This is a genomic window from Porphyrobacter sp. MBR-49 (assembly GCF_053628655.1).
Window position 1 is genome coordinate 109,942 of the sequence record NZ_JBRJGU010000009.1, and the last position, 12,646, is coordinate 122,587.

Annotated in this window: 10 protein-coding genes, 1 tRNA gene and 2 pseudogenes; 8 read left to right on the forward strand and 5 right to left on the reverse strand. The window is 59.8% G+C overall.

All coding sequences use genetic code 11. The features are described from left to right. Positions 1 to 109: 109 nt before the first annotated feature. A complete protein-coding gene (gene mutL / locus ACSSV3_RS12930) occupies positions 110 to 1,966 on the reverse strand; it encodes a DNA mismatch repair endonuclease MutL (protein WP_354326474.1) in 1,857 nt (618 codons plus the stop codon). 202 nt (positions 1,967 to 2,168) lie between these two features. Here mutL and ACSSV3_RS12935 point away from each other — a divergent pair, with 202 nt between their 5' ends. From ACSSV3_RS12935 to ACSSV3_RS12965, 7 genes are all read left to right on the forward strand, one after another. Further along, positions 2,169 to 3,212, forward strand: a complete 1,044-nt coding sequence (locus tag ACSSV3_RS12935; protein ID WP_354326477.1) for a rod shape-determining protein — start codon at positions 2,169 to 2,171, stop codon at positions 3,210 to 3,212. A 47-nt stretch (positions 3,213 to 3,259) separates the two neighbouring features. After that, positions 3,260 to 4,219, forward strand: a complete 960-nt coding sequence (gene mreC / locus ACSSV3_RS12940; protein ID WP_354326478.1) for a rod shape-determining protein MreC — start codon at positions 3,260 to 3,262, stop codon at positions 4,217 to 4,219. Next, on the forward strand, positions 4,219 to 4,773 hold the full coding sequence (locus tag ACSSV3_RS12945) for a rod shape-determining protein MreD (RefSeq protein ID WP_354326480.1): 555 nt from the start codon (positions 4,219 to 4,221) through the stop codon (positions 4,771 to 4,773). The genes mreC and ACSSV3_RS12945 overlap by 1 nt, the downstream gene beginning before the upstream one ends. Continuing rightward, entirely contained in the window at positions 4,773 to 6,899 is a 2,127-nt protein-coding gene (gene mrdA / locus ACSSV3_RS12950) for a penicillin-binding protein 2 (RefSeq protein ID WP_354326482.1), read from the forward strand. The genes ACSSV3_RS12945 and mrdA overlap by 1 nt, the downstream gene beginning before the upstream one ends. Then, positions 6,896 to 8,029, forward strand: a complete 1,134-nt coding sequence (gene rodA, locus ACSSV3_RS12955; RefSeq protein WP_354326484.1) for a rod shape-determining protein RodA — start codon at positions 6,896 to 6,898, stop codon at positions 8,027 to 8,029. Before mrdA ends, rodA begins: the two co-directional genes overlap by 4 nt. A gap of 137 nt (positions 8,030 to 8,166) precedes the next feature. Continuing rightward, positions 8,167 to 8,242, forward strand: a tRNA-Lys gene (locus ACSSV3_RS12960). A gap of 220 nt (positions 8,243 to 8,462) precedes the next feature. Then, the gene (locus ACSSV3_RS12965) at positions 8,463 to 9,188 is read left to right on the forward strand and encodes a restriction endonuclease (RefSeq protein ID WP_354327044.1); all 726 of its coding nucleotides are present in this window, start codon (positions 8,463 to 8,465) and stop codon (positions 9,186 to 9,188) included. Here ACSSV3_RS12965 and ACSSV3_RS12970 read toward each other — a convergent pair. Continuing rightward, positions 9,138 to 10,286: pseudogene (locus ACSSV3_RS12970) on the reverse strand (IS3 family transposase). The gene ACSSV3_RS12965 and the pseudogene ACSSV3_RS12970 sit on opposite strands and share 51 nt — an antisense overlap. A gap of 89 nt (positions 10,287 to 10,375) precedes the next feature. Between ACSSV3_RS12970 and ACSSV3_RS12975 the strand changes: the two are divergent. Beyond that, positions 10,376 to 10,942 (forward strand): annotated as a pseudogene (locus ACSSV3_RS12975) (HsdM family class I SAM-dependent methyltransferase); the annotation flags it as partial. A gap of 254 nt (positions 10,943 to 11,196) precedes the next feature. Here the strand turns inward: ACSSV3_RS12975 and ACSSV3_RS12980 are convergent. The 3 genes from ACSSV3_RS12980 to ACSSV3_RS12990 form a co-directional block, all read right to left on the reverse strand. Further along, complete coding sequence (locus ACSSV3_RS12980; protein WP_354327042.1) at positions 11,197 to 11,385, reverse strand: hypothetical protein; 189 nt, start codon at positions 11,383 to 11,385, stop codon at positions 11,197 to 11,199. A 60-nt stretch (positions 11,386 to 11,445) separates the two neighbouring features. Further along, positions 11,446 to 11,976, reverse strand: coding sequence for a YbjQ family protein (locus ACSSV3_RS12985; RefSeq protein ID WP_354327040.1), 531 nt, complete (start codon positions 11,974 to 11,976; stop codon positions 11,446 to 11,448). A gap of 380 nt (positions 11,977 to 12,356) precedes the next feature. After that, positions 12,357 to 12,551: an SHOCT domain-containing protein gene (locus ACSSV3_RS12990; RefSeq protein WP_354327038.1), complete on the reverse strand. Its 195-nt coding sequence runs from the start codon at positions 12,549 to 12,551 to the stop codon at positions 12,357 to 12,359. Between the last annotated feature and the right edge of the window lie 95 nt (positions 12,552 to 12,646).

A 12,646-nucleotide genomic window follows, 5' to 3' on the forward strand; every position in this document is an offset into this window, starting at 1 on the left:
TGGTGCGGGAGTCCGGCTTCCCGTTTCCGTCACCCCAGCGAAAGCTGGGGTCTAGGGCTGGAAAACGCAGCACTTGCCGCCTGAGGTCCCAGCTTTCGCTGGGATGACGTTAATGCCGCCCAAACAGCTTCTCGACATCGTCCATGCTCAGCTTCACCCACGTCGGCCGTCCGTGATTGCATTGGCCTGATCTCGGCGTCGCTTCCATCTCCCTCAGCAGTGCGTTCATTTCCGCGACGTTGAGCGTGCGCCCTGCCCGCACCGATCCGTGGCAGGCCATCGTCGCCAGCACCAGTTCGAGCCGTTCTGCCAGCAGCAGCGCGCCGCTGTCTTCCTGCTTGCCGTGCTTGGCGATATCGTCGGCAAGATCGCGCAGCAGTTTGCCACTGTCCGCCTTGGGCAGCGCGGCGGGGAGCGCGCGCACCAGCATCGCGCCCGGCCCGAAGCGTTCGATCACCAGCCCGTAACGCGCCAGGCCTTCTGCCGCGTCCTCCAAGCGGTCGCATTCGACCTCGTCCAGCTCAACCACATCGGGAACCAGCAGCGCTTGGCTGCGGCGGCCCAACTCCCCTGCCCCGGCGGCGCGCAGGCGTTCGAGCACGAGGCGTTCGTGGGCGGCGTGCTGATCGACCAGCACGAGCCCATCGGCAGCCTCGGCAACGATATAGGTGTTCGCCACTTGCCCCCGCGCGATGCCGAGCGGGTATTGGTGCGCCTGCTCCGGCAGCGGCGCGGCTTCTTCGGCGCGGCCCAATGGTGCGGAGAACGCCAGCGAGGCCTCACGCAGCAATAGCCCCTCCCCTTGCGATGAGGGGTTGGGGTGGAGTGTAGCGGGCCATGCTGGCAGCACCCCCTCGCCCGAGGGGAGCGGGGAAAGCGAAGGTTCGCTCACCCACCGCGCCATCGCCCCGCGATCCGGCCCCTGCGCGCTACGGCGATCCCCGGTGCCGAGCGCCTGCCGCAAACCGCTGACGATGAACCCGCGCACCCCGGCGGAATCGCGGAACCGCACTTCGGTCTTGGCTGGGTGGACATTCACATCGACGTCTTGCGGCGGCAGGTCGAGAAACAGCGCCAGCACCGCATGGCGATCGCGCGCCAGCATATCGGCATAGGCCCCGCGCACCGCGCCCACCAGCAACCGGTCTTTCACCGGGCGGCCATTGACGAACAGATATTGGTGATCGGCCACCCCGCGGTTGTAAGTCGGCAGGCCCGCGATGCCCGTCAATCGCATCACCCCGTGCAGGGTGTCACGCTTGAACTCTATCGCAACCGAATTGTCCTTCAATTCATGCGCAATGATCCGCGCCACGCGGGTGGCGAGTTCCTCTCCCGCCTGAAGCGAGAGCACCGTGCGTTTGCCAGCATCGCCAAGGGTTTCTAGCGTAAAAGCAATGTCGGCCCGCGCCATTGCCAAGCGGCGCACCACATCAAGGCAAGCGGCATATTCGCTGCGGGCAGTGCGCAGGAACTTTCGGCGGGCGGGCACCTTGGCGAACAATTCCTCTACCCGCACCCGTGTGCCGGGGGGCAGCGCAGCGGGCTCATCGGCCAGCACCGCGCCGTGATCGACCACCCGCCGCCAGCCTTCTGCCGCGCCTGCCTCACGGCTTTCGATGGTGAGCCGCGCGACGCTGGCGATGGATGGCAGCGCCTCTCCGCGAAAGCCCAGCGTTGTGACCAGTTCGATTGCGCCGTCTGCGCCAATCAGCGAATCGGGCAGTTTTGACGTGGCGTGGCGTTCCAGCGCCAGCGCGAGCGCGTCAGGCCCCATGCCGCAGCCATCATCAACCACCTCGATCCGGGCTAGGCCCCCATCAACCAGCACCACCCCGATTCGCCGCGCACCCGCGTCAATCGCGTTTTCAACCAGCTCTTTCAGCGCCGCCGCCGGGCGTTCGACCACCTCGCCTGCGGCAATGCGGTTCACCAGAGCGGACGGGAGGCGGCGGATTTCGGGCATTTGTCGCACGCTAGCGATCAATGGTCGCAATTTCGAGGCTAACCCCCAAAAAATCCCCGCTGCGGTGGACAAATATTTTGGCGTTTTGTGCGCGGATTCGCTAGGCGCATCACGTCATGTCATAACCGGGTCGATTTTCCCGCAATCGCGTTCATAACGCGGTCCGCGGCCCCGCCCCGCCACCACTGGAACAACACCACCAATGAGCTTCCTGTCCAATCTCTTCAAATTCGGCTCGCAAAACATGGCGATCGATCTCGGCACCGCCAACACGCTGGTTTATGTGCAGGATCAAGGGATCGTTCTGAACGAACCTTCGGTGGTTGCGATTGAGACGATCAACGGGATCCGCCGGGTGAAGGCCGTGGGCGATGATGCCAAGATGATGATGGGCAAGACCCCCGACAGCATCGAAGCGATCCGCCCGTTGCGCGATGGTGTGATCGCCGACATCGAAGTGGCCGAACAGATGATCAAGCACTTCATCCAGAAGGTGCACGGCAAGAAGAGCATGTTCCGTTACCCTGAAATCGTGGTCTGTGTGCCGTCTGGCTCCACCTCGGTTGAACGCCGCGCGATCCGCGATGCGGCGTCGAACGCAGGCGCGTCGAACGTGCATCTGATCCTCGAACCGATGGCAGCGGCGATTGGCGCGGATATGCCCGTGACCGAGCCGGTTGGCAGCATGGTGGTCGATATTGGTGGCGGCACCACCGAAGTCGCCGTTCTCAGCTTGCGCGGGTTGGCCTATACCACCTCGGTGCGCACCGGGGGTGACAAGATGGACGAAGCTATCGTCTCCTATGTCCGCCGCCATCACAACCTGTTGATCGGCGATGCCACGGCTGAACGGATCAAGAAGGATTACGGCATCGCCATGATCCCCGAAGACGGGATCGGTGAGATCATCACGCTCAAGGGCCGCGATCTGGTCAACGGGGTGCCAAAGGAAATCACGATCAATCAGGCACACGTTGCCGAAGCGCTGTCCGAACCGATTGGGGCAATCGTTGAAGGTGTGCGCATCGCGCTGGAAAACACCGCGCCTGAACTCGCGGCCGATATTGTGGATCAGGGCATCGTCCTGACCGGTGGCGGTGCGTTGATCCGCCGCCTTGACGAGCATCTGCGCGAAGAAACCGGTCTTCCGGTTTCGGTCGCTGAAGATCCGCTTTTGTGTGTTGCCATCGGCACGGGCCGCGCGATGGAAGATCCGATCTATCGCGGCGTGCTGATGACCGCGTGAAGCGCACCAGCGTAAGCCGGGAGAACTGGCAGAAGGGACTTTAAGCCATGGCGCCTCCCTCATCGCGCCGTTCGGGCTTTTCCAGGAAGGCACAATATTCGCTGTTCACCGGCTACTTGCTGGCCGGTGCGGGCGCATTGCTGGGGCTGGCGTTGCTGATGTTGTCACTGTGGCAGCCATCTGCATTTGCCCCTTTGCGCGGAGGCGCGAGCGATATCGTAACACCGGCAGGCACTGTGGGCGCGGTCGCGCGCACCGAAACGCAGGGTTTCTTCTCCAGCATCGGGGGCTATTTCAACGCAGCCAGCCAGAATGCGGCACTGCGTGAAGAAATGGAAATCGCGCGCGTCCGACTGGCTGAAGCCGACGCCGTCAGGGCCGAGAACCGGCGGTTGAAGTCACTGCTCAACCTGAAAGATTCCGAGGTAAAGCCCGTCTCTATCGCCCGCTTGGTCGGGTCGACGGCTACCAGCACACGGCGGCACGCCTATCTCAGTGCGGGGGCAAATAATGGCGTAACGCCGGGGATGCCGGTTATTTCCGAACGGGGGGTAATTGGGCGGGTGCTGGAAACCGGGCGCAATTCGGCGCGGGTGTTGCTGCTCACCGACAGCGAAAGCGTGCTTCCGGTGCGCCGGGCGAAAGATGATGTCATCGCCTTTGCCGAAGGGCGCGGGGATGGAATGCTGCGGGTTCGACTGGTCAATCTCGGGATTAATCCGCTCAAGGTCGGCGATCTGATGGTGACCAGCGGCGCTGGCGGATATTACCGGCCCGGCGTCGCGGTTGCGGTAATCAGCAAGATTACCGAGGATGGCGGGATCGCGCGTCTGGTGGCAGAGCCTGCGGCCACCAATTTCGTCGCGGTTGAGCCGATCCACCAAGCCGCGGCCGTGGCTGTGCTGCGCGGCGAAAATTCGCTTGGCACGCCGGAAGGTGCCGCCAACGCGGAGCAGCAGCCATCTTCCGCCACGCCAACTGCGAGTGCAGCGGCGGATGATCGGTAATGGAACAATTTGATCCCCGCGCGCGGTCAGATATCTATGGACAACGCATCAACCGCACGTCCTCCCCCCTTCGCGCGCGCAGTGTCCCCTACTTGTCGATCATGCTTGCTTCGGTCATCCCGGTGATGTTGATCGCGGATGTCATGCCGCTTGTCCCGCCGCTCGGATTTTTGCTGCTGCTGGGCTGGCGCATGGTTCGGCCCGGGCTGCTGCCACTTTGGGCGGGGGCACCGCTGGGCGCATTTGACGATCTTTTTAGCGGACAACCATTTGGCAGCGCCATTCTGCTATGGTCGCTGGCCATGATTGCGATTGAAATCATCGAAACGCGGTTTCCCTGGCGCGGTTTCTGGCTGGACTGGTTCACTGCAGGAGTGATGGTGGTTGCATACTGGCTGGCAACGCTGCTGGCATCTGGCGCGCCGGTGACATCGGAAATGCTGCTGGTGGCGCTGCCGCAGGCCTTGCTGGCAATCCTGCTTTATCCGATAATGGCGCGTATGGTTGCCAGCCTTGATCGGTTCCGGCTTGCCCGGGCACGAAAGATCGCCTGATGCGTTTTCCGTTCCTGGGCGATGGGTCGCTGCGCCGTGGACGGGTCATCAACGCCACGATCCTGCGCGCAACCTTTGAACGACGGGCGGTGCTGATCGGCGCGGTGCAAGGCGGCATTGGCGCTCTGTTGGCATTACGGCTGGGTTATCTGGCGATCGCCGAGAATGAGAAATACCGTCTCGAATCCGAAAGCAACCGCGTCAATCTCACGCTGATCCCCCCGCGCCGAGGCTGGATCCTTGATCGCAACGGCGCACCGCTTGCATCTAACCGCGCGGATTTCCGCGTCGATCTGATCCCCGAACGGATGCATAATGCGTCCGCTACGATTGACCGTTTGGGTGAACTCTTGGCGCTTGAGCCGACCCGGATCGCCGATATCAAGGACAAGGTCAGCACATCGCGCGGGTTTGCCCCGGTCGAGGTGGCGAGCGGATTGAATTACGAACAATTCGCGGCGCTCAGCGTACGCCTGCCCGATCTGCCCGGCGTGGTGCCGCAGCGCGGCTTTTCGCGGTTCTACCCGACAGCCTCCAGCGTTGGTCACCTGATCGGCTATGTCGGCCCGGCATCGGCCGAGGAATATGAGAAAGACCCCAACCCGATCCTGATCACACCGGGCTACAAGATCGGCAAGGACGGGCTGGAAAAGCAGTTTGAAAAAGACCTGCGCGGCGTGCCGGGTGCGCGGCGGGTTGAAGTGACCGCCAGCGGGCGGATTGTGCGCGATCTGGAAACTCGCGAAGATGTGCAGGGTGCGCCCGTGCGTCTCACCATTGATGGCCCGTTGCAAGATTACGCCGCACGCCGGATCGGGTTGGAAAGCGGATCGGTGGTGGTGATGGATTGCCGCACCGGCGATTTGCTGTGCATGGCCTCAATGCCAAGCTTCGATCCCAACAGTTTTTCCGATGGTATCGGCAGCGTCGAATACGCCATGCTGCGCGATGATGAACGCGTGCCGCTGCGCAACAAGGTGCTGAAAGGCCTGTATCCTCCCGGCTCCACCGTCAAGCCGATGGTGTCGATGGCGTTGTTGGGCCAAGGCATCGACCCTAAAGAAACCGTTTTTTGCGGCGGGGGCCTGCGCGTCGGCAATCGCGTGTTTGGCTGCTGGAACCGGCGCGGTCACGGCGCGGTCGACATGGCGCGCGGCATTTACCAAAGTTGCGATGTCTATTTTTACACGATGGCCCAGCGCGTGGGCATGGACCCGATTGCAGCAATGGCGCGGCGGTGTGGGATGGGGGAGGAGTTTCCTCTGCCTGTGACCAGCCAGTTCTATGGCACCGTGCCTGATCCTGCATGGAAAATGAAGAAATGGGGGCGTGAATGGCAGACCTTTGACACGGTCAATGCCACCATTGGCCAAGGCTATATGCTCTCCAGCCCGTTGCAGCTGGCGGTGATGGCATCGCGATTGGCGACCGGGCGCCATGTCATGCCCCGCCTGACCTTGGACACAAAGCCGAAGGGCTTCGACACCATCGATTTTCCCTCCGAACACGTCGAATACGTGCGTCAGGCGATGAGCGATGTGGTGAATGGCCCCGGCACTGCTGGCCGCGCCCGCCTGCCAATCAAGGACGTGCAGATTGCAGGAAAGACCGGCACCGCGCAGGTCGTTTCACTCAGCATTTCGAACGGGCGCACAGGCCCGTGGAAATACCGCGACCACGGATTGTTCATCTTCTTCGCACCCTTCGATAACCCGCGCTACGCCGGGGCAGTGGTGATCGAACATGGCGGCGGATCGGGCGCTGCCTACCCGATTGCCCGTGATGTAACGACCTTTCTGTTCGATCCGACCAAGGGGATGGAGGCGCTCACTGCGCTGGAAAAGCAGTGGGGCGGCACCGCGCAACAGCGACTTGAGGCTCGTTATGCCACCTATGCGGCCGAGCGCGGCGCCGAAGTCCGCCGTGCGCCGCGCCGGGACGAGGAAATCTTCGACCGGGTTGAAGCTGAGGCCCGTGTGGCTGCCACCCAAACCGAAACGATCGCTGAAGATGTGATCACCCCGCGTGCAGAGGCTAACCCCTCTGCAACACCGCCTGCCGCTTCGGCCGTTTCGCCAGAGCAACAGCCCGAACCAGCGCCCGCGCCGGCCGAGGTCAGCGAATGAACAGCACTGCCACCCGCAGGGTTGTGCCCGATGCGATTGCCCGCCAGCCATGGGAAATGCTGATCCCGCTGGTGATGTTGACTGCGTTCGGCGGGTTGGTGCTCTATTCCGCTGGCGGCGGCGCTATGCAGCCGTTCGCAGCATCGCATTTTCTCCGCTTCCTCGTGTTTTCGGTGATGGCTGCCATCATCGCTGCCATGCCGCGTGACGTGGTGCGAGCGGTTACCTATCCGGGCTACCTCACCGTGCTGTTGCTGCTGCTGGCGGTGGAGGTTGTCGGCGCGGTTGGCGGGGGAAGTCAACGCTGGCTTGAGCTCGGCCCGGTTCGCATCCAGCCATCCGAACTGATGAAGCCTGCCGTCGTGCTGGCGATGGCGCGGTTTTATGGAACGCTGCCTTTGGGGATGGTGGGTACCTGGCGCTCGCTCGTGCCTGCGGGGATGCTGATCGTGCTTCCCATGGGGCTTGTCCTGATGCAGCCCGATCTTGGCACGTCGGTGGCGATTGCGTTTGGCGGTGTGGTGGTGATGTTCCTTGCCGGATTGCCGATGTGGTGGTTTCTGCTGGCTGGCGGCGTAGCCGTAAGTGCAGCGCCGCTGGTGTATTTCTTCGCCCTTCATGATTACCAGCGCGCGCGCGTGACGGCTTTCCTCGATCCTGAAAGCGATCCGCTGGGCACAGGTTATCACATCGCCCAGTCCAAAATCGCAATCGGATCGGGCGGGATCTTCGGCAAGGGGTTCAACAACGGCACCCAGAGCCACCTTAACTATCTGCCCGAGCCGCATACCGACTTTGTGTTCGCCTCTATGGCGGAGGAATGGGGCCTTGTTGGCGGGTTGTTCGTGTTGTTGATGTATGGACTGATCCTGCGCTGGGGGATGAAGGTTGCGGCGCAATCGCAGGATCGGTTCTGCGCATTGCTCGCCGCCGGGGCGACTGCGACGATATTTTTCTACATCGCGATCAACCTGCTGATGGTGATGGGCATGGCACCCGCCAAAGGCATCCCGCTGCCATGGATGAGCCATGGCGGTTCGTCGATGATGACCAACATGATCTGTATCGGCCTGCTGATGATGGTGAACCGCTGGAACCAGCGCACGCCCCATCGCGGTCTGGCAAGCTGATCATTCACCTTGATGAAAAGGCGCAATAGGGCCTTGCTATCGGGGTAATACGCGCTAAACGCAGCGCCTCACGCGAATCGAGTGCCCCAAGTTGGCCTCGTTTCGATGTCCGACCCCTTGATGGGGATTATCGGAATGGACGCATAGCTCAGTTGGTAGAGCAGCTGACTCTTAATCAGCGGGTCCTAGGTTCGAGCCCTAGTGCGTCCACCACTTCCCATTGAAATTCATAGAAAAACCTGCGAGCCAAAGGTAACGGCTTAGGCGGCCCTGCCGATTAGGTATCAGATTAGGTAACTTCGAGGGGTGAAGCCCTGTCGGATCAGATGATGAGGATCGGGCAGGTGGTAACCTTTGAGGCTCGACCATTCGAGTGGCATTCTCTTGGCATCCGTGTCCCTTTGTGGAATGGCATTCGGGAAAGGGGGACCGCGTGACGATACCTAGTTACCAAACGCTCATGCTGCCAGTCCTGAAGCTCGCTGCGGAGGGCGACTGGCGAGTCCCGAAGGCGGCGGAGGTTATCGCCGACCAATTCGAACTCTCGGAAGAAGAGCGCGAGCAGAGCCTGTCCAGCGGACGCCAGCGACTCCTGCACAATCGTATCCATTGGGCGAAGGTCCACATGATGCGGGCAGGGTTGATTGAAAGCCCCCAACGCGGCGTGTTCCGTGCGAGCGACGAGGGAAGAGCCTTGCTGGCGAAGAACCCCATCTCAATCGATAACGAGACGCTGAAATCCTACCCAAGCTTTGTCGAGTTCCAGAAGGCAGGATCGGCAGGGCAGACGAAAGCGGAACAGCCAGTCACAGACGCTGCGTCCGTTTCGTCGGCTACCCCTGAAGAGCAGATTTATGCAGCACAAGCAGTTCTCCACTCTGCATTGAGTGGCGAACTTCTTCAGCGCATCCTCGACAACTCACCCCTTTTCTTCGAGCAGCTCATCGTCGATCTATTGGTGTCCATGGGCTACGGTGGGTCGCATCAAAACGCCGCGCTCAAAGTAGGCAAGAGCGGCGATAATGGCGTCGATGGGGTGATTGACGAGGATCGGCTGGGCCTCGACCGGATTGGACTTGTACCGGTTTCGTGCCGGTCACTGATCTCATTATGCCACCTTGGCTTCGAATGCGAGCGGGCTGATGCCGCCCAGATATGAATGGCGGCGGCGGGTGTTGTAGAACCCGTTGATGTATTGGAAGATGGCGGCCTCCGCCTGACGCCGGGTTGGCCAGCTCTGCCGCCAGATCAATTCTGCTTTCAAGGATTTGAAGAACGTCTCGACGGCTGAGTTGTCGTAGCAATTACCCTTGCCGCTCATTGATGGCCGCAGGCCGTAGGCCTGCAGCTTCTTCTGATAATCGTAGGAGCAATACTGGCTGCCGCGGTCGGAATGGAACATGCAGCCCTCTGGCGGATTGCGGAGGCGTACAGCCATGTCCAACGCCCGGATCGCCAGATCCTTTTTCATCCGGTCGCTGACCGCCCAGCCCACAACGCGGCGGCTATGCAGGTCGAGGATGACGGCCAGGTAGAGCCAACCCTCCTGCGTCCAGACATAGGTGATATCTCCAGCCCATTTTTGGTTGGGTGCCGCAGCAACAAAATCGCCGTCGAGCCAGTTCGCCGCAACGCCCAGGCGGTGGTTGCTGTCAGTGGTTACCTTGTGCCTGCGCGTGCGAACCGGCTTGATCCCATTGATCCGCATCAGTCGGCCGACCCGTCGCTCGCCGACATCGAGACCTGCCTCTTTGAGCTCCATTGTCATGCGAGGACGACCCCCGGCCTGCGCCGGGGCAGGCTGCACTGCCAAGGCTCAGACTATATTGCTCCCGGATATGGGCCAGCACCCTCATGTCTGTCCGGGAACGCTGGCTGATCGGCCGCGTGCGCCATGAACGATAGCCACGAGGGCTGACCTGCATCACCCGGCAAATCGTCTCCACCGGCCACAAATGACGCCAGCTCTCCACGAATGCGAACCTCACGGCCGCTGGCTCGCGAAGAACCGGGTAGCCTTTTTTAGAATCTCCCTCTCCTCCTTGAGGATCCGGTTCTCCAGGCGAAGACGTTCGTTCTCGCGGGCCATATCTGCCTGCGGCGCGGCTACCAGATCAGAGGGCCGGTACTGCGACACCCACTTGCCCAGCGTCGACAAACCTACGCCCAAATCCGACGCCACACGCCTCCGCGACAGCCCACTGGTCAGCGCAATGCGCACCGCCTCCTGCTTGAACTCTTCTGTATGTTTGATCATCTCGCCGGTCTCCTTGATCGAGTGTTAAACTCTCAAGTGACCGGCGCAAAACCGGTACAAGTCCATTCAAGTTCACAACGTCCAACAAGCAGCTGAACTTCCTCCAGCACATCATGACTATCATGGAAGCGAATGGACGTGCCGGAGTGGTGCTGCCTGACAACGTGCTTTTCGAGGCGAACCGTGCCGGAGAGGGGATTAGGAAGCGACTGCTAGAGGGCTTCAACTTCCACACCCTGCTACGCCTGCCGACCGGCATCTGGTATAGCCCCGGTGTGAAGGCAAACGTGTTGTTCTTCGACAAGCGCCCTGCCTCGCGCGAAGCCCAGACCAAGGAACTCTGGGTATATGACTACCGCACCAACGTCCACAAGACGCTCAAGACAAAGCGCCTGGCCAGCGCGGACTTGGATGACTTTGTCGCTTGCTACCATGAGCGCAAGGAGACCGAGCGGTTCCGCCGCTTCACCTACGACGAGCTCGTCGAGCGCGACAAGCTAAACCTCGACATATTCTGGCTGAAGGACGATAGCCTCGAAGACATCGACAGCCTGCCAGAGCCCGACGTGCTGGCTCAGGAAATCATCGACAACCTTGAAGCCGCGCTGGAGCACTTTCGCGGGGTGACAGAGGAGCTTGCCGTCGCAGCGGAGTGAATGAGCGGTTGATGCGATCGGAATGGGCTTAGTGCCGCCATAGCGTTTGTGTAATGCCGTGAAGATGGACGTCCTAGACCATACTGCCCACTCGCACCCGGATGGAGCCAATCAGGCCATCATCCGCATCTTAAGCCATCCACGGGAGGAGGGACTCAAATAAAGATATTTTTATCTTTTTATATCAGATCGTTGTCAGCTTCCGCTATCGACATAGGCCCCCAATTAAGCCCCCAACTTTGCCAGTGAGCCACTCAATCTGGTGCATAAACGTAGATCTTGCCGTGCATGATCCGGTATCCATACCCTCTGGCCGTCGCTTCCGAGGAAATTTTCTCGGAAGTGACGCCAGCGGGCAGAGATGAAATGGTCCGATATATCTGCCCACCCGGCTTGCCCAAGGATTTTGCCGACAAAATTTTCTCGATGCTCTTGATCGTCATAGCCAGCCAATCAGTTCGGCGATTCGTATCGGATAATTTTGCAACAAACTCAATGAGGGATTAGCTCTTCTCAATAATGACCGCGTTTCCGTTAGCGGTGACACCAAAGACGTATGGCAGATACAATGTCCCGCCGCCGGAATTAGCAGTCTCTGGGTCAAGCGTCAGATAGTCGAAGTCAACTCCAATTACAGCGTTGCAACCAAGATCAAAAGCAGCTTCTTTAAGTTCAGTCAGTGCTTTACGCCTAATGCTTGCCAATGAAGTCATAAGACTTTCACCCACATCGGTTACACTCGAAAAGAAGCCCTGACTTCCTCGGTCAATTTGAACAACGTCGTCGCCGGAGATATATCCAGAATACTTCGTGATCTTGTAACCATCAAAACTGAACCCGGAGGTAATGAGCATACCCGCTAATGCTTGCTGCTTCTGCTGGGCAGCAAGATCCTTCTGCTCGGCCATTCGCTGCTTCTCGGCGTTATCACCTGCTACGCGCGCTTCATGATCTATTAAATACGCCTGGAATCCCGTGACCGCTTCATCAACATATTCGTCATCAATCGACACCCCCCCATCAATCCAATCCACGACGGTATGCCAGACGACTCTCTCAGAAATTTCTCGAACAGGTTCTGATCAATGCCGTATTGATTGGAAATATCCTTCGTCTTCATTCTATTCCCCCCTATCTTAAGTATCGCAAAACATCCGTGTTTGTTGGGTCCAAATCCAATATCAAGCTGGCGTAACGCCGTCTATTTTCAGGATCGCTCGTGCATTTTGCAAGAAGCTCCTGAATATCGTCATAGACCGATATTATAGCCCCTTTTTTTGACACGTCTTCGGGACTCGGAACAAATTTTAACCGGCAATACGCACAAACGACATAGCCTTTTTCGTCAAATAGCTCGTTGCTACCGCATTTCGTGCATTCAATCAGCTTCATAGGAAACCATTCTCTAAGGATTCTACAGACCAAGCGCCTTCGTCTTGGCGGCGATAAACTCAGACTGATCAATCAAACCCGCATCTAAAGCGCGCTTTAGGTTTTCCAACACGGCTACCAAATCTTGGCCCGGTTGAGCATTATTTTCAGTCCGATCTGTAGATGGCGCCTTCTGCATAAGCTCTGACAGCCCAACAGACCCTGCGGCGATGCCCATGCCTAGTGGATTGACTCCAACGTTTGGAACCCCCGGTTACGTGCGGCGATGATTTCGTCGGGGTCCGCCTTCCAGACGAAGGGCTTTGGATGGCT

Bases quoted from the DNA above. Each gene is read 5' to 3' on its own strand.
- mutL (WP_354326474.1), bottom strand. From the start codon at position 1,966: ATGCCCGAAATCCGCCGCCTCCCGTCCGCTCTGGTGAACCGCATTGCC.
- ACSSV3_RS12935 (WP_354326477.1), top strand. From the start codon at position 2,169: ATGAGCTTCCTGTCCAATCTCTTCAAATTCGGCTCGCAAAACATGGCG.
- mreC (WP_354326478.1), top strand. From the start codon at position 3,260: ATGGCGCCTCCCTCATCGCGCCGTTCGGGCTTTTCCAGGAAGGCACAA.
- ACSSV3_RS12945 (WP_354326480.1), top strand. From the start codon at position 4,219: ATGGAACAATTTGATCCCCGCGCGCGGTCAGATATCTATGGACAACGC.
- mrdA (WP_354326482.1), top strand. From the start codon at position 4,773: ATGCGTTTTCCGTTCCTGGGCGATGGGTCGCTGCGCCGTGGACGGGTC.
- rodA (WP_354326484.1), top strand. From the start codon at position 6,896: ATGAACAGCACTGCCACCCGCAGGGTTGTGCCCGATGCGATTGCCCGC.
- ACSSV3_RS12980 (WP_354327042.1), bottom strand. From the start codon at position 11,385: ATGACGATCAAGAGCATCGAGAAAATTTTGTCGGCAAAATCCTTGGGC.
- ACSSV3_RS12990 (WP_354327038.1), bottom strand. From the start codon at position 12,551: ATGGGCATCGCCGCAGGGTCTGTTGGGCTGTCAGAGCTTATGCAGAAG.